Annotated in this window: 26 protein-coding genes and 1 pseudogene; 11 read left to right on the top strand and 16 right to left on the bottom strand. The window is 36.3% G+C overall.

Features of this window, described 5'->3' with window-relative positions; all coding sequences use genetic code 11:
* From ACJAT0_RS04380 to ACJAT0_RS04365, 4 genes and pseudogenes are all read right to left on the bottom strand, one after another.
* Positions 1–210: pseudogene (locus ACJAT0_RS04380) on the bottom strand (DUF4350 domain-containing protein); the annotation flags it as partial.
* Positions 210–980, bottom strand: a complete 771-nt coding sequence (locus ACJAT0_RS04375) for a DUF4129 domain-containing protein (RefSeq protein WP_415180681.1) — start codon at positions 978–980, stop codon at positions 210–212. The pseudogene ACJAT0_RS04380 and the gene ACJAT0_RS04375, both read right to left, overlap by 1 nt.
* Positions 970–1,905, bottom strand: a complete 936-nt coding sequence (locus ACJAT0_RS04370) for a hypothetical protein (RefSeq protein ID WP_415180680.1) — start codon at positions 1,903–1,905, stop codon at positions 970–972. Before ACJAT0_RS04370 ends, ACJAT0_RS04375 begins: the two co-directional genes overlap by 11 nt.
* Entirely contained in the window at positions 1,898–2,854 is a 957-nt protein-coding gene (locus ACJAT0_RS04365; RefSeq protein ID WP_374003566.1) for a stage II sporulation protein M, read from the bottom strand. Before ACJAT0_RS04365 ends, ACJAT0_RS04370 begins: the two co-directional genes overlap by 8 nt.
* 48 nt (positions 2,855–2,902) lie before the next feature.
* Between ACJAT0_RS04365 and ACJAT0_RS04360 the strand changes: the two genes are divergently transcribed.
* On the top strand, positions 2,903–3,625 hold the full coding sequence (locus ACJAT0_RS04360) for an RDD family protein (protein WP_415180679.1): 723 nt from the start codon (positions 2,903–2,905) through the stop codon (positions 3,623–3,625).
* Positions 3,622–4,323: a trimeric intracellular cation channel family protein gene (locus ACJAT0_RS04355; RefSeq protein WP_415180678.1), complete on the top strand. Its 702-nt coding sequence runs from the start codon at positions 3,622–3,624 to the stop codon at positions 4,321–4,323. The genes ACJAT0_RS04360 and ACJAT0_RS04355 overlap by 4 nt, the downstream gene beginning before the upstream one ends.
* Here the strand turns inward: ACJAT0_RS04355 and ACJAT0_RS04350 are convergent.
* The 5 genes from ACJAT0_RS04350 to ACJAT0_RS04330 all read right to left on the bottom strand — a co-directional run bounded on the left by ACJAT0_RS04350 (position 4,320) and on the right by ACJAT0_RS04330 (position 10,150).
* Positions 4,320–5,192 (bottom strand): rhomboid family intramembrane serine protease, encoded by an 873-nt coding sequence (locus ACJAT0_RS04350; RefSeq protein WP_415180677.1) that lies wholly within the window; start codon positions 5,190–5,192, stop codon positions 4,320–4,322. The two genes, ACJAT0_RS04355 and ACJAT0_RS04350, sit on opposite strands and share 4 nt — an antisense overlap.
* Before the next feature lie 2 nt (positions 5,193–5,194).
* Positions 5,195–5,824, bottom strand: a complete 630-nt coding sequence (locus ACJAT0_RS04345; RefSeq protein WP_415180676.1) for a rhomboid family intramembrane serine protease — start codon at positions 5,822–5,824, stop codon at positions 5,195–5,197.
* Between the two features lie 24 nt (positions 5,825–5,848).
* On the bottom strand, positions 5,849–7,681 hold the full coding sequence (mutL, locus tag ACJAT0_RS04340) for a DNA mismatch repair endonuclease MutL (RefSeq protein WP_374003561.1): 1,833 nt from the start codon (positions 7,679–7,681) through the stop codon (positions 5,849–5,851).
* Positions 7,682–7,689: 8 nt separating this feature from the next.
* Complete coding sequence (locus ACJAT0_RS04335) at positions 7,690–7,971, bottom strand: riboflavin synthase subunit beta (RefSeq protein WP_374003560.1); 282 nt, start codon at positions 7,969–7,971, stop codon at positions 7,690–7,692.
* 559 nt (positions 7,972–8,530) lie between these two features.
* On the bottom strand, positions 8,531–10,150 hold the full coding sequence (locus ACJAT0_RS04330) for an ABC-F family ATP-binding cassette domain-containing protein (RefSeq protein ID WP_415180675.1): 1,620 nt from the start codon (positions 10,148–10,150) through the stop codon (positions 8,531–8,533).
* Positions 10,151–10,290: 140 nt separating this feature from the next.
* On the opposite strand from ACJAT0_RS04330, the gene ACJAT0_RS04325 reads away from it, so the two are divergent.
* Positions 10,291–11,751, top strand: coding sequence for a hypothetical protein (locus ACJAT0_RS04325; protein ID WP_415180674.1), 1,461 nt, complete (start codon positions 10,291–10,293; stop codon positions 11,749–11,751).
* Between the two features lie 77 nt (positions 11,752–11,828).
* On the opposite strand, the gene fsa is transcribed toward ACJAT0_RS04325, so the two are convergent.
* The 3 genes from fsa to ACJAT0_RS04310 form a co-directional block, all read right to left on the bottom strand.
* Positions 11,829–12,485 (bottom strand): fructose-6-phosphate aldolase, encoded by a 657-nt coding sequence (gene fsa, locus ACJAT0_RS04320; protein WP_374003557.1) that lies wholly within the window; start codon positions 12,483–12,485, stop codon positions 11,829–11,831.
* Between the two features lie 202 nt (positions 12,486–12,687).
* The gene (locus ACJAT0_RS04315) at positions 12,688–12,882 is read right to left on the bottom strand and encodes a hypothetical protein (protein WP_415180673.1); all 195 of its coding nucleotides are present in this window, start codon (positions 12,880–12,882) and stop codon (positions 12,688–12,690) included.
* A gap of 134 nt (positions 12,883–13,016) precedes the next feature.
* Positions 13,017–13,271: a hypothetical protein gene (locus ACJAT0_RS04310; RefSeq protein WP_415180672.1), complete on the bottom strand. Its 255-nt coding sequence runs from the start codon at positions 13,269–13,271 to the stop codon at positions 13,017–13,019.
* A 236-nt stretch (positions 13,272–13,507) separates the two neighbouring features.
* Between ACJAT0_RS04310 and ACJAT0_RS04305 the strand changes: the two genes are divergently transcribed.
* From ACJAT0_RS04305 to ACJAT0_RS04270, 8 genes are all read left to right on the top strand, one after another.
* Positions 13,508–13,678, top strand: coding sequence for a hypothetical protein (locus ACJAT0_RS04305; protein ID WP_374003554.1), 171 nt, complete (start codon positions 13,508–13,510; stop codon positions 13,676–13,678).
* A gap of 6 nt (positions 13,679–13,684) precedes the next feature.
* A complete protein-coding gene (locus ACJAT0_RS04300; protein ID WP_374003553.1) occupies positions 13,685–13,822 on the top strand; it encodes a hypothetical protein in 138 nt (45 codons plus the stop codon).
* A gap of 41 nt (positions 13,823–13,863) precedes the next feature.
* Complete coding sequence (locus tag ACJAT0_RS04295; protein WP_374003573.1) at positions 13,864–14,001, top strand: hypothetical protein; 138 nt, start codon at positions 13,864–13,866, stop codon at positions 13,999–14,001.
* 238 nt (positions 14,002–14,239) lie between these two features.
* The gene (locus tag ACJAT0_RS04290; protein WP_415180671.1) at positions 14,240–14,446 is read left to right on the top strand and encodes a hypothetical protein; all 207 of its coding nucleotides are present in this window, start codon (positions 14,240–14,242) and stop codon (positions 14,444–14,446) included.
* A 632-nt stretch (positions 14,447–15,078) separates the two neighbouring features.
* Positions 15,079–16,029, top strand: coding sequence for a calcium/sodium antiporter (locus ACJAT0_RS04285; RefSeq protein ID WP_374003550.1), 951 nt, complete (start codon positions 15,079–15,081; stop codon positions 16,027–16,029).
* Between the two features lie 122 nt (positions 16,030–16,151).
* Positions 16,152–18,338 carry a glutamine synthetase III gene (locus tag ACJAT0_RS04280; RefSeq protein ID WP_374003549.1) on the top strand — a complete coding sequence of 729 codons (2,187 nt, stop codon included), beginning with the start codon at positions 16,152–16,154 and terminating at the stop codon, positions 18,336–18,338.
* 524 nt (positions 18,339–18,862) lie between these two features.
* Complete coding sequence (locus ACJAT0_RS04275; RefSeq protein WP_415180670.1) at positions 18,863–19,039, top strand: hypothetical protein; 177 nt, start codon at positions 18,863–18,865, stop codon at positions 19,037–19,039.
* A 174-nt stretch (positions 19,040–19,213) separates the two neighbouring features.
* Complete coding sequence (locus ACJAT0_RS04270) at positions 19,214–20,392, top strand: AIR synthase related protein (RefSeq protein WP_415180669.1); 1,179 nt, start codon at positions 19,214–19,216, stop codon at positions 20,390–20,392.
* A gap of 7 nt (positions 20,393–20,399) precedes the next feature.
* On the opposite strand, the gene ACJAT0_RS04265 is transcribed toward ACJAT0_RS04270, so the two are convergent.
* The 4 genes from ACJAT0_RS04265 to ACJAT0_RS04250 all read right to left on the bottom strand — a co-directional run bounded on the left by ACJAT0_RS04265 (position 20,400) and on the right by ACJAT0_RS04250 (position 22,890).
* A complete protein-coding gene (locus tag ACJAT0_RS04265; RefSeq protein ID WP_415180668.1) occupies positions 20,400–21,230 on the bottom strand; it encodes a hypothetical protein in 831 nt (276 codons plus the stop codon).
* A complete protein-coding gene (locus tag ACJAT0_RS04260; protein ID WP_415180667.1) occupies positions 21,231–21,641 on the bottom strand; it encodes a hypothetical protein in 411 nt (136 codons plus the stop codon).
* A 162-nt stretch (positions 21,642–21,803) separates the two neighbouring features.
* Positions 21,804–22,274 (bottom strand): peptide-methionine (S)-S-oxide reductase, encoded by a 471-nt coding sequence (locus tag ACJAT0_RS04255; RefSeq protein ID WP_415180666.1) that lies wholly within the window; start codon positions 22,272–22,274, stop codon positions 21,804–21,806.
* On the bottom strand, positions 22,267–22,890 hold the full coding sequence (locus ACJAT0_RS04250) for a hypothetical protein (RefSeq protein ID WP_415180665.1): 624 nt from the start codon (positions 22,888–22,890) through the stop codon (positions 22,267–22,269). Before ACJAT0_RS04250 ends, ACJAT0_RS04255 begins: the two co-directional genes overlap by 8 nt.
* Positions 22,891–22,982: the final 92 nt, after the last annotated feature.

The raw sequence follows: 22,982 nt of genomic DNA, 5'->3' as shown, positions 1-22,982 counted from the left end.
GCTAACCGGATCGACTTTTATACTTTCTACTTCTTGTTCAAAAAGATCCTCCAGCTGATTGTAGAGTACATAAGCCCCATATGGGATTTTATCACCACTGGTATAACTTTCTTCCCAACTCAGCGGCTGTGGCGTGATGACTTCTAAAAGGAGCATCAAGGCAACCACACCAAAAATAATATACAGGTATATTTTAGATTTTTTATCCATCAGGCAGCTCTATTTTTAAGTGCATTAAACTCTGTAACTGCTTCTCGATACAAATTCTGGTCTATAGCAAACTCTCCATACCAGACATGATCGTATAGATAAGATATTTTCTTAAAGTGCTCTTTAGTCTCTATATGTGTGAGCTCTCTGTAGTAATCAGTATTGGTTTTTTGAAAGTCCCAATCGATTAGGTTTTTAGCACTTAGGCTTTTTAATAATGCGAGATATTGATACCGTACCGCATTTCTATAATTACCTTCTCGCTCATTTTCTTGAATCAAATTTGTTAAATCTATTTCTCCTATATGATATTCTTCTATAACGACACTACTGGTTTTAGTTGCTGTCCTTCCAAATAGTTTTGAAGCCTGTTCATTACCTAGCAGTTTCACAATCATAAAAACAACTACCGCACCAATAAGAAAATAAAATAAATAGGTCAGTAATTTTATTGTAGTTGGAGATAATGTAAATCCGAAAATATTTTGAATCCCTTCCAAAATCCAACTCAAAAACCTACCGAAAAGATTCTGACTGCTATTTTGAATACGCTCGTAGTTGAACTCACTTCCAGAGTATTCCTCCTTAAGGTCTTGATCTATTTTACGGACTTTAAGTGCTCTAGTATCATAATTTCTACCTAGGGTATCCACTATTTCAACAGGTTGTTCTTCCATATTTTTGATCAGATTTTCAACGATCTGTGCATTTCCTGTACGGGAGCAAACAAGTACGAAGAATAGAGTGAAAACATAAAATTTATTCTTCATTATAGACTCCTAATTTTGAAATGCGACTCTTTAAAAATACATTGTATTTGGTCTCATGAAGATTAAAATACAAATACCCCATGACTAACATGACTAAAAAAAATGCCAGTATTCCAGTAATGCTATTAATGGCATAAAAGAAAAACTCTACGGCTTTAATAAAAATATTATTGTCTAATTCTAGATTGTCTTCTGCACTGTTATAACTATAAAAACCAATAATAAGCGCCGGTAATAATTGAAATAACGTGGAGGTAATATAGATAAGAATAGTAGATATAAAAGAAACTCCGACAGCTTTCCAGTATTTAGAAAACAACATTTCCCATCCTTTTCCTAATGCAGCAACAGCGTCTAGATGCTCCTCATAAGCATAAGAAAACATACTCATCCCTATCCAAGTAAAATAAGAGATCATGATAATTGGAAATATAAATAGCACCCCTACAATAGGTATTATGATAGCTATAACGGAAACTATGGCTACGGGTATTATAGCAATACCGCCTATAATTAAAAGAAGGAACATACCTCCTATTTTCTTTTTTGCAAAATGAAATATTTCTTTATAATTGGGATTATTAGCGCGATCTCTTTCATACAAACGCAAATAAACTCCTGCTAGACTTGCGTTTAAAAGTATCACAATCACATTGATGACAGCACCTATTACACTAGCAGCGACACTTGTTTCTAAAGAACCCGACAAAGCTTGATCCATATAAGAACCATTAGATATTGCTATTAACGCGTCAAGGCCCGTATCTGCTAGATAATTGGTCAAAAATAAAATGATAATAAAAATAAAGTTATAGGTGATAAAAACCTTGAAAATATTTTTATGATCGCCTTTTAGGAAATCAAAATAAGCAGTTATAACGCCGCCAAAATCTCTGCGTAACCTAGGCTCAATGTATTTACTCATATTTGTTTTTAACTATTCTAGGATAAATTCCATAATACCATATAATTAAAGCGGCGCTTCCTATAACGATGGCCCAATTGAGAATCGCTGGCATAAAAGCGTATCTAGTAACAAATCCCTCTATAAATCCTGCAATGATAAATAAAGGAATGGTGCTCACCATTACTTTTAAGCCAGCTTTGGCACTTTTTACCAACGAATATTTACGTTCGTAAGTGCCTGGGAAAAGTATCCCATTTCCTAAAATTATTCCAGCAGCACCGCAAACTACGATTATAGAAAGCTCTATGGTGCCGTGAAGCATTATTACTCGCCACGCATCTAAAGTTACTCCTTCTCTATAAAACATAGTAAAAAAAGCACCTACCATAATACCGTTGCTAAAAATAACATATAACGAACCAATTGAAGTAAGCAAGCCTAATGCAAAGCACATCATCCCTACTCGTATATTATTGATTGTAATTCCAAGAAACATTCCTCCTTGACCACTATCTTGATAAATAGCAGTAGGATTCCCATTAGCTATATTCTCTAAAGTCATATTAACATAGTAGTCTCCTAAAATTAACCTTACAAAACTATCATCATATAAGGTACTTATAGTTCCTATAAACACGGCAATTGCGAAAGCGAGAATAGCAAATAGAAATTCTTTTTGATAACCTGAAAAAAACAATGGAAAATCTGTTTTAAAGAATTCTACAATGCTATTTTTGCTTTCTTTCTTATTGATATATATCTTTTGATGTGCCTGACTGGCGAGCGAGTTCAAATACTTCAACGTATTTGAATTTAAATAATAAGTCTGTGCATAAGCAAGATCATTAGTAAGATGAATATATAAGTCTGATAAATGATCTGGATTGATCTTTACATTTGCATCTAGTGCTTTTTCAAAAGCGATCCATTTTTCCTTATTTTGCTTGACAAAAGCTGCTTCACGCATGGGCTATTTTATTGGATAAAAATATTAAAGATATAAATTTACAACCGAATGTCAAATACTGCAATTAACACAGCACAAAATGTAAACATTGAATATGAATTTGCTGGAATCGGTAAACGCATCGTTGCTTTTCTACTTGATCTCGTAGTGATGATCATCTACCTCATCACCATGACCATGACTGTTTATAGAGCAGTCGGTTTATTTGACGAAGATAATGTACTGGGAATACAAGAGTTATCCCTACTGCCTATATTTTGCTACTCGCTCATCCTGCATCTTGTTTTTAATGGCCGCACCGTAGGTAAATTTATCATGGGAATCAAAGTGGTAAAAGAAGATGGCTCTCCAGCTAGACTATCTGATTTTCTGGTTCGGTGGATTCTAAGACTTATTGATATTGTTTTATTTTTTGGAACTGTAGGAGTTGTAGCTATTTTATTTTCAGAAAGAAAACAACGACTAGGAGATATTGCTGCAAAAACAATAGTCATCAATACCAGGAAGAGCGCTAAAATATCCCATACAATTCTAGAAGATCTAGAAGCTGATTATCATCCACAATTTCAAAATGCCTATATGCTCTCTGATGCAGACATTAATGAGATCAAAGATATCTACCGCCTTGCCGGAGAAAGTCGCGATTATAGGACACTAAAGGAATTGCGTATCAAAGTAGAAACACTTTTAAACACCCAATCTGATTTACGAGATGGTATCTATGTGCGCACCGTACTAAAAGACTACACCTACCTAACTCAAGGACGATGAATTATATAGAAGTAATAGACTTATTAGGAACTATAGCCTTTGCAATATCTGGTGCGTTAGCTGCCTTTTCCAAAAAATTAGATCCCTTTGGAATTGTTATTGTATCCTTTGTAACTGCTGCTGGTGGTGGCACTTTGAGAGACGTCCTTATAGGTGTCGACCCTGTTTCTTGGATGCGAAATATGAATTTAATCTATACCGTTCTCATTTGCGTAATCATCACTTTCTTTTTTAGAAAATATTTATTAAAACTGAGCAAAACTCTGTTCTTATTTGACGCCATAGGAATAGGATTTTTTACTGTAGTAGGTCTTGAAATGGGACTAACTGCAGGATTAAATCCATTAATTTGTATTATTTTAGGATGTATTACGGCTTGTTTTGGTGGTGTTATAAGAGATATTCTAGTTAATGAGATTCCTGTTATCTTCCGGAAAAATATTTATGCAACAGCCTGTATTCTAGGTGGTGGCATTTACTTCTTACTTTTAAGGTTCGAACTACCCAGTGAAATTGTTTTCCTTGTCTCTGGGATTATGGTTATCGCTATACGTGTATTTTCCGTTGTATTTAAGATCAACCTGCCATCGCCTTATCCTAAAGAAGAACTTATAGAAGAATTGCATGATAATTCCGCTTTCGCGAAAGCGGAAAACAAAACAGAAAGCGGAAAAAGTAAAATATCTAAAAAAGACTAGTCTTTCCCAGCCTTGAACAGGTAATCTTTCTCCGATTTAGAGAGGGATTCATAACCGCTAGAAGAAATCTTATCTAAAATCGAATCGATCTTAGCCTGATCGGTAGACCTTGCCGCGGTAGCCTTTGAACTAGTAGTGGTCCCCTTATATACCGTTTTCATTTTTGCTGCACGCTCTGCCTTAGGTTTTCTTTCACCAGACTTAAAAACCGTCGCAAAGAAATCTCCTATTTTTGCAAAACTTTCCATTACATCGATACCTGACTTCATACGTGTCGCGGCATAATATCCTACAGCTGCTCCTGCAAGATGTGCTAGACTACCTCCAGTATTTAATTGTAAGACCACCATTAGCAAATTAGTGGAGAGAAAGAAATAGCCAATATACTTTAATTTAATATTTACAAAAATAAGACGGTACTCGGAATCTGGAAAGTATGTACAAGAAAAGAATATCAGCGCAAAAACACCGGCACTTGCCCCTATCATACTGCTACCTCTAAAAAAATTAGGAATCAATCCTGTGGCTAGTATAAAAGAAACTGATCCCGCTAAAACCCCTATAAAAAATAAGGACAAAAACTGCCTCGCTGTAAATAAATTCAGGATATATCTTCCAGTGATATAGATACCAAAAGCATTACCTATAAAATGCCAGAGATCTCCATGAAGAAAACCATAAGTAATCCAGCTCCAGGGTTGTAACAAAGCAGGTAAAAAACCTTTAACTACTACCAGCTGCATATAAACAGGCTCGTAAACACTACTCAAAATCCAACCTGTCAAAGTTGTGAAAAACAGAACGGTAATCAATTTACCACTACTATCAAAAGAGGCATATTTTGCCTTAAACTTATCCCAAATATTCATATCTAATTGATCCTATATTTATCCATTTCATTTTTCTTCCAGTACCATATCATAACAAATCCAAAAATCGCACCACCTATATGTGCCAGGTGGGCCACATTTGCACTACTTGCAATAAAATTAAAGGTAGCTAGTAATTCCTTGACCATATAGAACCCTATCAAATATTTAACTTTTATAGGGATAGGAATTGGAAATAACACCAAAGTTCGATTAGGAAACAACCATACAAAAGCTGCCATAACTCCATAAATAGCACCGCTGGCTCCCACTGAGGGCCTATAAAAACCATTGCTCATAAAAGCTTGTGTATCGTAAGTGAAACTGTAAAAATCAACAGCAGAAACTGTCAAAAAAGCCCCTATTCCACACATTAAATAAAAGAATAGAAATCGCTTTGATCCCATCCAATCTTCTATAGCTGGCCCTAAAAATATCAAAAAAAGCATATTGTATAATACATGAGTGATTTCTGGACTATGCATGAACATGTGCGTTATGGGCTGCCAGATTTTAAAATTAGGATTCTCAAAAAACCATAAAGCAAACGTATTGAAAAGAAAATCATCGTAGGAAACTAATTTGAATCCTATATAAATTATAACGTTAAGAATAAGAAGGTTCTTAACCATTGGTGATAAACGAATATTAAACATCTAATTGAATTTTGAATGAAGACTATCTCCCGATAGATTGATAAATATTTTCTTTCCAGAAGCGGTAATTTCGGGTTCTTTGCAGGCAAACAATTCATCTACTAGGTTTTCCATCGCTTCTCTAGTTAACACCTCTCCTGTTTTAATAGACATGTTTGCTGCCATAGTTTGCGCAAGTCGATCTGCTGGGGAATAGGTGTTTTCTGGCAAGTCATGCTGTTCTTTTGCTATAACTGCTTCTAAAACTAACGGAACATCCTTCTCTTTTAATTCTAAAGGAAGTCCTTCTATTTCTACTACGTTGTCTTTTAAATTTTTAAAAAGGAAACCGGTATGTTCGAGTTCTTCTTGCAAATTCATAAGAACCGCTACTTCTTCCATTGGCAAATTGATTTTGATAGGAAAAAGCAATTGCTGGCTTACTCCATTTTGCACCGTGAGTTGTCTTAGTAATTTCTCATAAAGAATACGCTCATGGGCTCTTTGTTGATTGACCACTAACAGACCACTCTTTAACGTGCTGATCACGAACTTGCGCTGTAATTGAAAGATATTGCGTTGTTCTACTTCATGTTGCTGGAACATAAAAGAAGTAGATGCTTCACGATCTGTTTCATCTATTAATTGAGAAGTTTCTTCTATCCCAGCATAAAGTGCTTCCCAAGGTTGCGCTGGTGGCTTTTGAAAAGAAGGTGACTGGTAGGTTTTTTTATTACTTTTTTCTTGCTGAAAAGGATTAAAGTCTGAATTAACTTCGATTTTAGGAACTTGTGAATGTCCATTTTTAGCAACGTCATAGGGGACTTCATACTGCTTCTCTTGTTGAAAATCAATAGAATTCACAGAGAACTGTCCTAAGGCGTGTTTTACACTAGCCCTTAGAATGGCATATAAACTATGCTCATCATCAAATTTTACTTCTGTCTTAGTAGGATGGATATTAATATCCAAACTATCTTTAGGTACCGTTAGGTATAAAAAGTAAGCTGGATTGGATTTATCTTTTAAAAGACCTTCAAAAGCGCTCAACACAGCATGATTCAAATAACTATGCTTAATAAATCTATTATTGACAAAGAAATATTGGAGTCCGCGTGTTTTTCTGGCAAATTCTGGTTTGCTTATAAATCCTTTTACCGTCATCAAATCTGTTTCTTCTTCTACAGGAACTAATTTTTCATTAGTCTTCGCTCCCATAATCGCTACGATGCGCTGTCTGTAGTTACTTTTAATAAGATTGAATAAAGAAGTGTTGTTATGAGTAAAACTCATCGCTACCTCTGGATGTACCATGGCAACACGATGGAATTCATCTGTAATATTGCGCAATTCTACTTGATCTGATTTGAGAAATTTCCTTCTGGCAGGTACGTTATAAAATAGATTGCGCACACTTATCATGGTTCCTTGAGAAGTTACCACTGGCTCCTGTCGAGTGACTTTACTTCCTTCTATTTCTAGTAAAGTTCCTAGGTTATCTTCTTCTCTTTTAGACTTTACAGAGACTTGAGATATCGCAGCTACAGAAGCAAGTGCTTCTCCTCTAAAGCCTTTGGTATGTAGATTAAAAAGATCATCAGCGGTAGCTATTTTTGAGGTTGCGTGACGTTCAAAAGCCATACGGGCGTCTGTCATGCTCATTCCTTTGCCATTATCTATAACTTGCACTAATGTTTTACCAGCGTCTTTTATGATCATGTGGATTTGTGTCGCTCCAGCGTCAACCGCGTTTTCAAGCAATTCTTTTACCACACTGGCTGGTCGTTGCACGACTTCTCCAGCTGCTATCTGATTAGCAACATGATCTGGTAATAATTTTATTATATCTGACATGAAGCCAATTAGAATCTAAAGATGGTTAAATCAAAATCGATAACCCAAAGAAATAAAAATACGAGTATGGCAATAATAATCAAGAGTCTTCTCTTCACCATTGCATCTGCTCCTTGCTTTAAATCTTGTATGGCATTCCCGAATTTTCCTTTCAATCCTACGTGTTGAATGGTAGAACGTTGATCATCAAATTTATGTTTGATCTCAAAAGGTTTGTCACCAGTACTACTCTTATAATAGCGTGGTGCATAATCGTATTTTTTATTCTTTCTGCGACCTATAATCCCCATAAGTTCTGGTATTTTACAAATTTAACGAATACTCCTTAGAGATGATGCAAAGATTGTTCCCAATAAAAAGAAAAAAAAGAAAATCAGAACTTAATTGGCAATTGAAATAATAAAAACCGCATCGTTACTTCTGCAACACAAAAAGAAAGCCGCAGGGAACTACTTCATTTATAAAAGCGGCACTTATTCCACTCATTGTTATATTTTATCGCTATTGAAATTTAAAAAAAAAACATGAATCAAACTGATAAAAGCCAATGAAACCCCAATAGATCTGACACTTGCTTTTCATTTTTTACCATCATATTACCAGCTTTTTTTTTGGAAAGACAGGTAAACATTCAGAATATCTGAGAGTTTGGCGAGCAAATAGCACCCCTTTTTGACTACTTAAATTTGCGAGCGACTCATGCTAAACTTCTGAAGTAATCAAGTGCATGCACCTACAACCGCTACTAACCTCCTAATAAAGTGCCACAACAAACCGCCGACTCTTTGCTTGCTACTATACTGAACTGATCACTGCATCATTCTGACTACTAAAAACGGTGACTGATCACTAAACCGAATACATCTTATCTCTCAGTTCCTTGATCTTCTTATCGTCCATGTATTCTTCAAAAGTAGTGTAGCGATCTATAACTCCATTAGGAGTCAATTCTATCACACGATTACCCACTGTTTGGGCAAATTCATGATCATGGGTGGTTAGCATCACAGTTCCTTTAAAGTTCTTAAGGCTGTTATTTAAGGATTGGATGGATTCAAGATCTAAGTGGTTAGTAGGCTCATCTATTACAAGAACGTTTGCTCTCTTCATCATCATTCGGGATAGCATGCAGCGCACCTTTTCTCCTCCAGAGAGGACGCGAGCACTTTTTAAGGCTTCTTCACCTGAGAAGATCATTTTACCTAAGAAACCTCTAATATGAACTTCTTCTCTCTCTTCTTCTGTTTGCGCGTATTGTCTCAACCAATCCACTAGGTTTAAATCTACATCAAAAAACTCTGAATTATCAACAGGCAAGTAACTTTGAACTGTAGTAACACCCCAATTGAATGTTCCAGAATCAGCGGTTGCGCGATCATTCATAATATCGTAAAACAAAGAAGTAGCGCGACTATCTCTTGAGAAAACAACCACCTTATCACCTTTGGCAAGATTGATATCTACATCCTTAAAAAGCACTTCACCATCTATAGAAGCCGCAAGTTTTTCTACGTTGAGAATTTGATCACCAGCTTCACGATCTCTTTCAAAGATTATGGCAGGATAACGTCTTGAAGACGGCTTGATCTCAGAAATGTCTAATTTATCAATCATCTTCTTACGAGATGTTGCTTGCTTAGATTTTGCCATGTTTGCGCTAAAACGAGCAATAAATTCTTGAAGCTCTTTTTTCTTGTCCTCAGCCTTTTTATTAGCTTGCTGGCGCTGTCTCGCAGCTAGTTGAGAAGATTCGTACCAGAAGGCGTAGTTACCTGTATACTGATTAATTTTACCAAAATCTATATCGGCTATATTAGTACATACTGCATCTAAAAAATGTCTGTCGTGCGATACGACAATTACGGTATTTTCATAATGTGCTAGAAAATGCTCTAGCCATGCAATCGTTTCATAGTCAAGATCGTTAGTGGGCTCATCCATTACCAGCAGATCTGGCGTACCAAAAAGTGCTTGTGTCAATAATACACGCACCTTTAATTTATTATCCATATCACCCATTAGGGTGTAATGATATTCTTCTCCTATTCCTAAGTTAGAAAGAAGGGATGCCGCGGCACTGTCAGCATTCCAGCCATCCATTTCTTCAAATGCTACTTGAAGCTCTCCTATTTTATCTGCATTTTCATCACTATAATCTGCATACAGGGCATCAATTTGTCTCTTTAATTCATAAAGTGGTTTATTCCCTTTAAGAACTGTTTCCAAAACTGTGTCTTCATCATGCGCATTGTGATCTTGCTCAAGAACAGACATTCTTTTGCCCGCTTCTAGATTTACGTGACCACTAGTGGCATCCATTTTACCTGTGAGGATTTTTAAAAAGGTAGATTTGCCAGCACCGTTTGCACCTATAATCCCGTAGCAATTACTACCACCAAATTTTGCGTTTACTTCGTCAAATAATACGCGCTTACCGAATTGTACTGATAAATTAGAAACAGTTAACATAGATTAATTTTTGGATTTGCAAAAATACTCATTCTATTGTGTTTAAAAAAAACTCTTGGCTATGATTTTAACAATGCATTAACTCAACTTTTAGTTCAATAAGCCGTTTTTTGTTATAATAGTTAATTTTCTAAGTTTTTATGTCCAGTTATATCTTGCTTTCGCGAAAGCGCAATTACATTATATTTAACGCGATATTTATCATATTGTGCTTGATATGTATAACTTCTTGTAAAGAAAAAAAGACAGGTGAAACGCCTTTAGTAATTACCGGAAAAATTATAAACCCAAGAGCCAACTATGTTATTTTAAGAAACTATTCTGACATTAATGACACTCTTTTTTTAAATAAAAAAGGCGTTTTTATAAAAAAGTATAATTCTTTAAAAACTGGACTTTATACTTTTCTACATCCCAATGAGTATCAATCCATATATATAGGGTACGGAGATACGCTCAGAATGAGGTTAAATACAAAAGCTTTTGATGAATCGCTCGCATTTACAGGAGCTGCAGCAAAAGAAAACAATTACCTCATCAATTTATTCACAGAGATTGAAAATGAGAATAGATCTTTATTAATTGAATACCATCGCGAGCCTAGTGATTTTAAGAATATGATTGACAGCTTGTCTGTTGTTAGAAACGCAGATTTAGACAGCGCAGCTGCAAAAAATAAATTTCAAGAAGATTTTGTGAAAAGCACTAGCAAAATTCTCAATTTCAATTCGTGGTCCCGATTAGAACGCTATGCCTACACTCACTTTGGTAAAAGTGATATTTTAAAAAGTGATGTTCTCCCTTCTAATTTTTACTCGTACCGACACCATCTAGAAATATGTAGTACAGAATTACTAAATAACTATGCGTTTAAACCTTACATTATTTCACTAGTTTCAAACGTTGCTCTGTACAATTGTGCTCGTAAACATGGATCTGGTAAAACAGTAGATCGCAACGGTCTTGAGTACCGTAAAGAGAAATTGCACGTCATAGACAGCCTTTTTACTGATGAGCAGTTAAAAGGTTTATTTGCAGGTATAGAGACGAGGAACTTTATTAGAAGCAGAAAAAATGCTGAAGAGATCAACCATCTGGTCGCAGAGTTTCTAGAAATCTCTCAAGACAAGAGGCTTAATGATAATATTACTAAAATAGCCGCTACTTACATCAATCTTGACCCAGGCAACAAGCTTCCTGATTTTGACTTGTATCAATACGATAAAAGAATTACCCATTTATCTTCTCAATTACATGAATTGAATGTTTTGTTTTATTGGTCTAATAAAAATGAATCTTACGCCTTACATATTCACAGTAAAGTTAATGAATTAAGAATAAAATATCCTGAAATCAATTTTATAGGAATTAATTTAGATAATCCAAAAAGCAACGTATGGAGCGATACCAGCGAGAAATTTGGTTTTTTAAAATCCTCAGAATTCCAGTTAGTGGACAACCAGTCTATAAGCAAACAACTCGCTTTAAGAAATGATAATCGAAGCATGGTAGTGGCCTCGGGACTTACCATACTGGACCCTAATATTAATTTATTTCATTATCAAATAGAAACGACTTTATTAGGCTATTTAAGCAGGTAATTTTAATTTAAAGGTTTGTGAAAAAAAAGAGCCTTGATTTTAAAATCAAGGCTCTTTTTTATTACTAATTTTATCAATTAAGCGTTTCCTTTTTTATAATCTGCAAGAAATTTTGCAAGACCTATGTCTGTTAATGGGTGCTTTAACAATCCTTCTATAGAAGATAACGGACCAGTCATTACATCTGCTCCCAGTTTTGCACAGTCTATAATGTGCATAGTATGTCTTACAGAAGCCGCAAGGATTTGTGTCTCAAAACCATAGTTATCAAAAATTAATCTAATCTCTGCAATAAGGTTAAGACCATCTGTACTGATATCATCTAATCTACCTATAAATGGAGATACGTAGGTGGCACCTGCTTTTGCAGCAAGTAATGCCTGTCCTGCACTGAAGACAAGTGTAACATTAGTCTTGATCCCCTTATCTGAAAAATATTTACAAGCCTTAACACCATCTTTAATCATAGGGAGCTTTACGACTATCTGACTATTAAGTGCCGCTAGCGCTTCTCCTTCTCTAACCATTCCTTCAAAATCTGTAGAAATCACCTCTGCACTAACGTCTCCTTGGACCAGTTCACAGATTTTTTTATAATGATTGATAATATTTTTCTCACCTGTTATTCCCTCTTTAGCCATTAGAGAAGGATTTGTAGTTACTCCATCGAGAATACCCATATCCTGGGCGTCTGCGATTTGGTCTAAATTTGCCGTGTCAATAAAAAACTTCATGGTTATGTATTAAGATGTTAATTGTAAATTAGTACAAAAATGGAGATTACCTTTGTCATTTAGGTAGTTTTACCTTCTTAAATATCATTTTTTTTTAACAAGCAATCTTTATTTCCCTTGGTATCCCAGTTGCCCAATTGTATTTCCGGCATTTCTAAAGAAAAAAATCAATTTGTTCGGCTTTCGCGCCAGCATAAAACAGCTACTCGACTGGGCTAAGAATGATAGAAAAAGCAAGGTGATTCATGAGGCGTTCCAATTGATTCAGTTTATCATCAGTTTTCCTTAAACTAGGCAACTTAGGGAGGCGCGCTACATAGTAAATTTGATTATCTGCCATGTCTAGCATAGTTGTAGCTAAAGCAATAGTATAAGTAGACTGGAAATTGATTTTCAATAATATTTAAGCAATTTTATCAACTAATTCTTTACGACTTTTAAACATACCTTGACGATTTTCATCATATACATCGTGATGATGTATCGCCTTTACAAATTCCCCAACGAGAAGCTTATGTAGTAAGTTTTCATTTATATACTCCGTCCTTTAGATGGCTCAGAGGATTGTAATAATTGATGAATAGTGCGTCTTAATTGTTCTTCTTGACTTTTAATCTTTAAAGTTTGGATGTGTATAAGATAATGCACCCATTCCCAATACCAGCAACTTAAAAACACAAGTAGTTGGTGTTTATTTTCAAAACTTCTGAATATCGAGGCTTCCGCAGATTTCATTTCTATATCGAGTTTCCTAAACGTGAACGCTTCAAAACCTATTGGAGCCATCAGTTCTACGGTATGACTGAGGAGCCGTTTCCCGTACTTAGTCTCTTAAGGAAACTTAAGGAATAGGTGGTTTGAAAAAGAAAACTTGATACCTTTAATCATGACCTTATCGATCCTAGAAATATTTATAGCAAAACAAATTTTTAGGAAACTATAACAATACTTTATAATCATAGTACCATGATACCATCATAATAAATGAATCAAAGACCTATTTGATAGGTAAAAGCAACCCAATGTTAAGGCATACGTTACGCATAATTACTGCCTTTGCTACATTTACAGGACATGCGCAAGTGGAATCTTCTCAAACTGGCGCCTGGTATATGCTTTTCTATAAGGCAAAGTTTAAAAACTCCAACTGGGAAATTCAGGGAGACTTTCAATATCGCGACTGGCGTGGTTAAGGGGACATGGAACAGCTGCTATTGAGAACCGGCATTACTTATAGTCCCAATGATTCTGACTCAGTCTTCGCTTTAGGTTATGGTAATGTGACAACTGGAGACTATGGTGAAGCGACAGATACAAGCGGTGAAAGCCGCATCTAACAAGAAGCTTTGTTACCACAAAATTAGGAGAACGATTTTATATCACAGAGCGTTTTAGATACGAACAACGCTGGGTAGAAAATCAAGATGTAAGAACTAGATATCGCTATAACTTATTCTTAAACGTACCTATGAATCAGAAATACCTTTCTAAAAACGCAGTATACATAGCAGTATAAAACATACTCTTTATTCATGATCAAACGGACATAGGGGCAAATCGAAGTGTAGAGCTGTTTGATAGAAAGAGAAGCTACTTAGGAACAGTATACTCATTAAGTGATGCCCTAAGGGTACGATTAGGCTGGATGAATCAGAAAACAGTAAACTGGGGCAAAGGCTAGCTTGATTTAGTTTACACCTGACTTGGTAATGATCAACTTTAAACTGAACAAGATAAAAAACACCTTTAAATTAATGCCAATCGCTATCGTCATGACCTGCCTCGTTTCATACCATCCAAAAGCAGGACAAACAGTTGAAAATAGAGGCACTCTAAAAATACAAGGAGTGGAAACAACTCTTACGAGTATACCTACTGCCGAGGACCAAACAGGTGCGGCAGCAGACGAATTTATAGGCCGTCTTAAAAAAGGAGGTGAAATTTTAAAAACAACAACTTAACTCGCAGAAACTACTCAGAAAAAGAAGACTTGCTGCCATCGGACTATATCCTAAAGCAATGGTCCTTTCTTGCGTAGATAGTCGTGTGCCAGTAGAAGATGTTTTTGACTAGGGGATCGGTGATATTTTTATAGCTCGTGTAGCTGGTACTATTGAAAATGCTTCTATCGCAGGCTCTATGGAATTTGCCAATGCTGTAGCTGGCTCGAAGTTAATTACAGTGCTAGACATACGTCTTGTGGTGCTGCGCAACATGCTATTGACAATACCGATGCAGCTGAACTAGGAATGAATAATCTTCAAACCTACTTAATGATATCAGGCCCGTACTTACTCGCCATAAAGACGTAAAACACACTTCAAAAAATATAGCCTTTATTGATATGATCATAAATGAAAATGTAACTAAAACACTGGCTGACATATAGAAAGTGATTCCTACTTTAAAAAAAATGCACAAGGATGGGCAAATAAAGATTAGCGGTGCTGCTTATCATATGAAAACAAGCCAAGTTATTTTTCACTAAAACAGTTCACAAAAATTAGGGAATCTAATAATCTCCATTGTTTTTTTATTTTCCGCTGCAATAGATTGCTATTATCTCCTATTTTTGACCTTTTAAAATAATCACATGAGCATCTTTTATTTAATAATAGGCTTCGTACTTCTAGTCGCCGGTGGTGAGTTTCTCGTGCGCTCTTCCGTAGGTTTATCATTGAAATTAAACTTGTCCAAAATGATCATTGGACTCACGGTAGTTTCATTTGCTACCAGTGCTCCTGAATTGATCGTCAGCGTTCAATCTGCCCTAGATGGTTTTTCTGGCTTTGCATTAGGAAATGTGATAGGCTCCAATATTGCAAATATTGCATTCGTACTAGGAACAACAGCTCTTATTGCTCCTCTAGCTATAGATAAAGACTTTTTTAAGTTCAACTGGCCGTGGATGATGGCTTTTAGCATTTTGTTATATGTATTGCTTCTTTCAGGTAATAATTTGGTGCGTTGGGAAGGTGCTGTATTACTTGGCTCCATTGTTATATTTCTAGTCCTGCTGATAATACGTGCTCATAAAAATAAAGAAACGCTAAGGGTTGACGAAGAATTACAAGAGTCTGTATGGTGGAAAATCATCCTGTTCTTTATTCTTGGAGGTATTGCGTTATGGCAAGGAAGTGTGTTACTCGTAGAGGCTGCTGTAGAGATAGCAGCTAGCTTAGGAATACCAGAAAGTATTATTGCTGTTTCTATGGTAGCTCTAGGCACTTCCGTACCCGAACTTGCCGCTTCTATAATTGCGGCATTGAAAAAAGAAAAGGCCATCTCTTTAGGAAATCTAATAGGGTCTAATATATTTAATATAGGTTCTGTATTAGGAATTACAGCCATTATTCAACCCATACAGATTGAAGAAAAAGGAATGGGGTTATTGAATAATGACATTTACTGGATGTTGGGAATTGCATTGGCTCTTTTACCTTTAGCTTTTTTACCTAAAGCTTATCACATATCGAGGTATAAAGGAATTATTTACCTCTGCGCTTACGTACTTTTTTTATATGTAGCTTTTTCAACCCTATAAAAAGTAGGGCTTCTTTACAATAATTATATAATTGTTGAAATCTAACCTAACTTTCTTTAGGGCGTAAGCAGGGTATTTCATTATTTTTGTCATTATTACCATAATAACAATAAACACAACAGATGTCTACACTAAGATTTCAAGCTTTAAAAGAAACACTTAACCGCAAAGAAATTGCTGTTAACGAGCCAGCAAGACGTAGCGAAATTTTCGGAAACAACGTATTTGATAAAGGCTCTATGCGCCAGCATTTGAACAAAGACGCTTATAAAAGCGTTCAAGATGCGATCATTAACGGCAGCAAAATAGACCGTAGCGTTGCTGATCATGTTTCTACAGGAATGAAGGAGTGGGCTATCCAAAATGGAGCGACTCATTATACGCACTGGTTTCAACCACTTACAGGTGCCACTGCAGAAAAGCATGATGCTTTTTTTGAATTAGAAATGGACGGTACCGTAATAGAAAAATTTGGCGGTGGACAATTAGTTCAACAAGAACCAGATGCTTCTTCTTTTCCTAACGGAGGTATCAGAAACACATTTGAGGCTCGTGGATATACCGCATGGGACCCTACATCTCCTGCTTTTATTATGGGAACAACACTTTGCATCCCTACCGTTTTTGTAGCCTACACGGGTGAAGCACTAGATTACAAAACACCCCTTTTGAGATCTTTGCAAGCAGTAGATAGCGCAGCAACTGATGTTTGTAAATATTTTGACAAGAATGTTTCAAAAGTAATAGCTACTTTGGGATGGGAACAAGAATACTTCCTTATAGACAGTGCACTGGCTGATTCCCGTCCAGATTTACAATTAGCTGGACGTACCTTACTAGGACATTCTTCTGCAAAAGGACAACAACTGGATGATCACTACTTCGGTGCTATTCCTACACGTGTGTTGAACTTTATGCGTGATATGGAAACAGAATGTATGCTGTTAGGTATACCTGTTAAAACAAGACACAATGAGGTAGCTCCTAATCAGTTTGAGCTCGCCCCTATTTTTGAAGAAGCAAATCTTGCAGTAGACCACAACTCGTTACTTATGGATGTGATGAGAAAAGTGGCCTCGAGACACTTTTTTAAAGTATTATTTCATGAAAAACCATTTGCGGGAGTAAATGGGTCTGGAAAACACAATAACTGGTCACTAGCTACTAATACTGGAGTAAATTTACTTTCTCCTGGCAGCACCCCTATGAAGAACCTTCAGTTCTTAACCTTCTTTGTAAATACCATCAAAGCAGTTCATGACCATGAAGAATTGATAAGAGCCACTATCGCAAGTGCATCTAACGATCACCGACTGGGTGCAAATGAAGCACCACCAGCAATTATATCTGTATTTATAGGTTCTCAATTAACAAGAGTTCTTGACGAGTTAGAAAAAGTAACCGATGGTAAACTTTCTCCAGAGGAGAAAACAGATCTTAAATTAAACGTAGTAGGTAAAATTCCAGAAGTAATTCTTGATAATACCGACCGCAACCGTACGTCTCCATTTGCTTTTACAGGTAATAAATTTGAATTGCGTGCCGTAGGTTCAACGGCTAACTGTGCCAACCCTATGACAGTTCTTAACGCGATTGTTGCACAGCAATTAATCGAATTCAAGGCTGAAGTAGACGCTCTTGTAAAAGACAAGAAACTCAAGAAAGATGAAGCTATTTTTAATGTATTACGAGAATACATTAAAAAATCTAAGAAAATACGCTTTGAAGGAGATGGATACGGTGAAGCTTGGGAAATAGAGGCTGAAAAACGTGGGTTGAGTAATAATAAAACAACGCCAAACGCTCTGAAAGCAAAAGTTTCTAAGAAGTCCATCAAGTTGTTTGAAGACTTGAACATCATGAGCAAAGTAGAGTCTGAATTGCGTTATGAAATAGAAGTAGAAGAATATGCTTTACGCATACAGATTGAAAGCCGACTTTTAGGAGATATTGCCCGCAATCATGTAATTCCTACCGCTGTAAAATATCAAAACAGATTGATCGAAAACGTTGTTGGTTTAAAAGAAATCTTTGGTAAAGACTTCAAGAAAATGGCAAAAGAGCAAATGACTCTTATAGAAAAAATCTCCGAGCACATTGAATACATCAACAAAGGAATTACAGAAATGACCGACGCACGTAAAAAGGCAAATAATACAGGAGATGCTGAAGCTACTGCTGCTGCCTATTGTGATGAAGTAAAACCATTCTTTGACCAGATACGCTACCACTGCGACAAATTAGAACTGTTAGTAGATGACGAAATGTGGCCGTTAACTAAATACAGAGAATTACTTTTTACTAGATAATTCAACGTTATAAATCCTTTTACAATGCCCTAGAATTAATTTTCTAGGGCATTTTTATATAAATTAGCTTTTGCCAAGTTTAGATAAAAACATGATCTTTTCAAATTTAATAGTTGTTGTTAGTGTCTAAATTTTATTTCATGAGAGCATATATCTATGTATGACCCTTATCATCTCGTTAATTTCAAAGTCAAGTAATTTTAAGTGATGGAAGTTCCATTAGTGGATTTAGCTCCATCCCATCAAATGGGGCATTCTCTGGAAAGATTAAATTTAAGACAAACAAAAAAGCAAAAGTGGCTAATTATAAAGCTGAGAATGTCCACCAATTCATTACAAATTTAGACGAAGGGAATACGTATATATTTAAAACTGGTACAATGGCTTTTGTTGGAATGAAGCATTTGAAAAAATCAAAGGATAATCGTAACCATAAGAAAAATCTTAGTTTTTAATAACTTCCTATTCTGATAAAATTACTACATAAATAGGGTGACAATTACGAAATCAATAAGAAGAATATTATGGTAGTCAAGTCTAGAAATTCTAGAGGTTGGGCATCTGTATATTTATTAGTGAAAAGAAGCGACAAAAGCTGCATGACAATAATGGGAGAAAACTCCTATGGAGCGCAAGTTATAGGTCAAGAAAAACCTTTAGAAGATCTACCAGCAGGTATTTTGCAGATCAACCAATTTTAGTAGATAGAATTAAAAAAAAGAATTTAGGATTGAGAATCTACAAATCCTAGTCGATGAATACCGTAAATTAATCTAAAAACATCTTCTAAAACTCTTAACAACCATTTCATATCTCCACACAACAGTCTTGATACTTTATACGTAAAACTTAATACTTAACGCTAACTTTGCACTATGAGCCAAGACATTTCTAAAAGATATGCGCAGCGCGGTGTGAGCGCTGGCAAAGAAGACGTACATAACGCAATTAAAAACGTGGACAAGGGATTGTTTCCACAAGCCTTCTGTAAAATTGTGCCCGATACATTGACAGGATCAGAAGAGCACTGTCTTATCATGCATGCAGATGGCGCTGGGACAAAATCCAGTCTTGCCTATATGTACTGGAAAGAAACGGGAGATCTATCCGTATGGAAAGGAATTGCTCAAGATGCTTTGATCATGAATGTGGACGACTTACTTTGTGTAGGAGCAATAGATAACATTTTACTTTCTAGTACGATAGGAAGAAACAAAAACCTGATAACGGGAGAAGTGATAAGTGCCATCATAAATGGTACAGAAGAACTCATAGCAGACCTTAAGTCTCACGGTGTTGAAATCATCTCAACAGGTGGAGAAACTGCCGATGTTGGTGATCTTGTAAGGACAATTATCGTAGATTCTACCGTTACAGCTCGCATGAAACGCGACGATGTCGTGGACAATGCCAATATAAAGGCAGGTGATGTAATTGTAGGACTTTCTAGTTCTGGGCAAGCGACTTATGAAAAAGAATATAATGGCGGTATGGGTTCTAACGGACTTACAAGCGCAAGACATGACGTTTTTAATAAAAGCCTTAAAGAAAAATATCCCGCAAGTTACGATGTAGCAGTTCCAGAAGAATTAGTGTATTCTGGCTCTAAGAACCTAACCGATCCCGTTGAAGGAAGTCCGCTGGATGCCGGTAAACTGGTCTTATCTCCTACTCGTACTTATGCGCCTATTATCAAGAAAATTCTTAGCGATGTCAACCGAGTAGACTTACATGGTATGGTGCATTGCTCTGGCGGCGCTCAAACTAAGATTTTGCACTTTGTAAAAGACTTGCATATTATAAAAGACAACCTGTTTGAATTGCCACCGTTGTTTCAAATGATCCAAGAAGAATCTGGTACCGACTGGAAAGAAATGTATCAGGTTTTCAACATGGGACACCGTATGGAACTCTATGTAAATGAATCTATTGCACAGCAAATCATCGATATCTCCAAGTCGTTTCATGTAGAGGCTCAAATCATAGGTCGCGTAGAAACTGCTAGTTCTAAAAAACTGACTATTGATAGTGAGTTTGGAGTTTTTGAATATTAAAAATCCATCACGCTGTATGTATGTACCTCGGTAACCATCGAATTGTCGCGTCATTGAGGTCCAGATTAATGTTGTCAAAATGAAACTCTACCTCGTTGCCATTTGTGATACTTGTGTACTTTTCATGACTCGCATTTAAAGGAGCTAAACTGCTGATATCAAACTTAGAAGTATCAATAACATCTTTAACACGCACCTTAATCGCACTCGCAGTTCCCATATTTTCAAAACAAATCAAATAATCGGGGTACTCACCTACCTGGCTAGGATCCATGTTTTTTCCCTGTAAACAGGTCTTATCATTAGGGTCAAAACTATTCACAACGCTCTGAGCTAAATGAACAGTATTATTAGAAATGTCTGTATCAGCTCCAGTAAGATAAGTCGATGCGTTCAAGTTTAAAATAGCACCAGAATTCAAAGGAAAAGCAGGAGGTATAAGTAGATTAAAGTTAAGCTCAACTCTATAGATGGCACTATCAAAAGGACGAAGCGTGTAATTCCATGACAGACTAGCAGAAGTAGAAGATGTTACCACTGGCATAGCCGTTAGAAACGTCACGTAATCACTAGGATAAGTAAAGTCTACCACATTAGTAAATGCTACGGTTCCTTGATTTGTTAAAACGACTGTATAGGTAGTACGAAATCTCGGTTTGGCTTGTGTTTCAGGAATAATAACAACCAACATATCTTCTTGCATTGCAGTAGCCGGCAGACAAAAATTTTGATTTAAACTATCAGTGCCACTAGGGAAGCTTATGTTAATTGTTGTAGGGTGAACAGAAATAATAGAGTTGTTGACCATCACCGTTACATTATAAGTAGCGTCTGGCACTTATATGGTATAATCACCAGTACTATCAGAAATGCCAAAGTATTCTGCCATAGATGTGGTAGAAGAAGCAGTCACAGGAATACCAGTTGCCAAGCGGTCTGAAGTAGTACAACCATTTGAATTTTGATCAAAAGTTAGTCTCCCAGTTATCGTATCATAATTCCCTGGAAGAATTAAAGGTCTAGCAAAAGCAGAAACTTGGTTCTGATTACATACAGATCTGATATAAACATCATAGGTTGTATTAGTCGACAGCCCTGTAATAGGGAAAGGAGTATTAAACAGAGTATCCAAAACACCTGTCCCCGGAGTCAACCCATAAATACCATATTCAATCTCCCATAATGTCGGCATGCCTGCTGCATTCCACTCAATAACGACAGATGTTCTTGTACAACCTGAATAACTCATTTAGGTAATCGATGGACATACTGAAACACAAGGAGCACAAGAAACAGCAGGTTTTTCATAACCGGTTGTTTTACAGCTCATAAAGATATCGGAAGTTATAAAAATAGCGGCTGCATCTTATAAATTATCAGTTTAGAATCTATAGCATCCTCAATAGTTACCCTAAAGTAATGCTGATAACCATTTTACAACTTCTAACTTCGGCTCAATATAGCGTTTACAAAACGGCGCATCAGGTCTAGTCTTATAGTAATTTTGAACGTTTTCCCAAGAGGGTTCGAAGGATACAAATGGGATGATTTGAGTGATGTATGTTTCATTTCGCTTTTGCGAAAGCGAGGTCATTACTGCTTCTATTTTACTTTTCATTTCTTCATTAAAATAATAAATCGCACTGCGATACTCCTTGCGGCGGCTGTGTTCTTTTGTTGCAGCATGCGTCTGTAGATGAAGGTCAATTAATTTCTCCAAATTCACCTGGTCGGAGAAATGGATAACGATTGCTTCACTTCTATCAGCAAAAGGAGCCACGCTGGAAATATAACCTTGCTCCACTTTATCCACACCATCAACTGCCTGAAAAACTGCTTCTGTACACCAATGACAACCACCACCTAATCCTAATTCATACATTAAAATACGTTTGTTTAAAGCGGTAAGAAATACCTATTTGCCCTAGGAAGCTAATGTCCTCTCCAACAGTTTGCCAGTTTTCTGAACCTCTTAAAGTAGTAATAGGATCCGTCCATAAGAGGGCAGTTTCAAGAATCAAACGAGGTTTTTCATGAAGCCTTAAAGAGAAAGCACCACCAAACGTAATGCTCATAAAGCGAGCCTCAACAGCTTTCCAGTTGGTATTCTTTTGTTGTTTAAACTCCTGCTGCGTAAGTCCCATTCCAATATGACACCCTATGTTGAACATTTTATCTGCTCTTATACGCTCATACAATAAAGAAGTTATAAAAAATTCCACCGTTCCATCTATCGCAATACCGGTTTGATAATCTTTCCCCACTACATGTACACTGGTGCTTTGAATTCGCAATTTGATTCCGTCCATGCGATCTTTAAAATGATGCGTTACGTCAAAGTAAAATGAGGCTTGAGAATCATAAGCAAACAACATATCTTTATCTGCTTCTTCCGTAAAATAAAAAGCTCCAGATCCTGCTCCAGCTCTTATTTCAGTAGTCTGAGCAAAAGAAGTCATCGAGAATAAAAAAGTAAGTGCTATAAGTAGGTTTTTCAAGACACATTGTTTTTTGATTACGCAGCAATCAGCAAGTTTTATGCCGAAAAATTAACGGTTAATTCCGTATTTTCGCAGGACTTGAATTAGAC

The organism is Nonlabens sp., assembly GCF_047636915.1.
In the GTDB taxonomy this organism is placed as follows: domain Bacteria; phylum Bacteroidota; class Bacteroidia; order Flavobacteriales; family Flavobacteriaceae; genus Nonlabens.
Note: the sequence above shows the minus strand (reverse complement) of the source record. Positions and strands in the feature narration are given on the sequence as shown.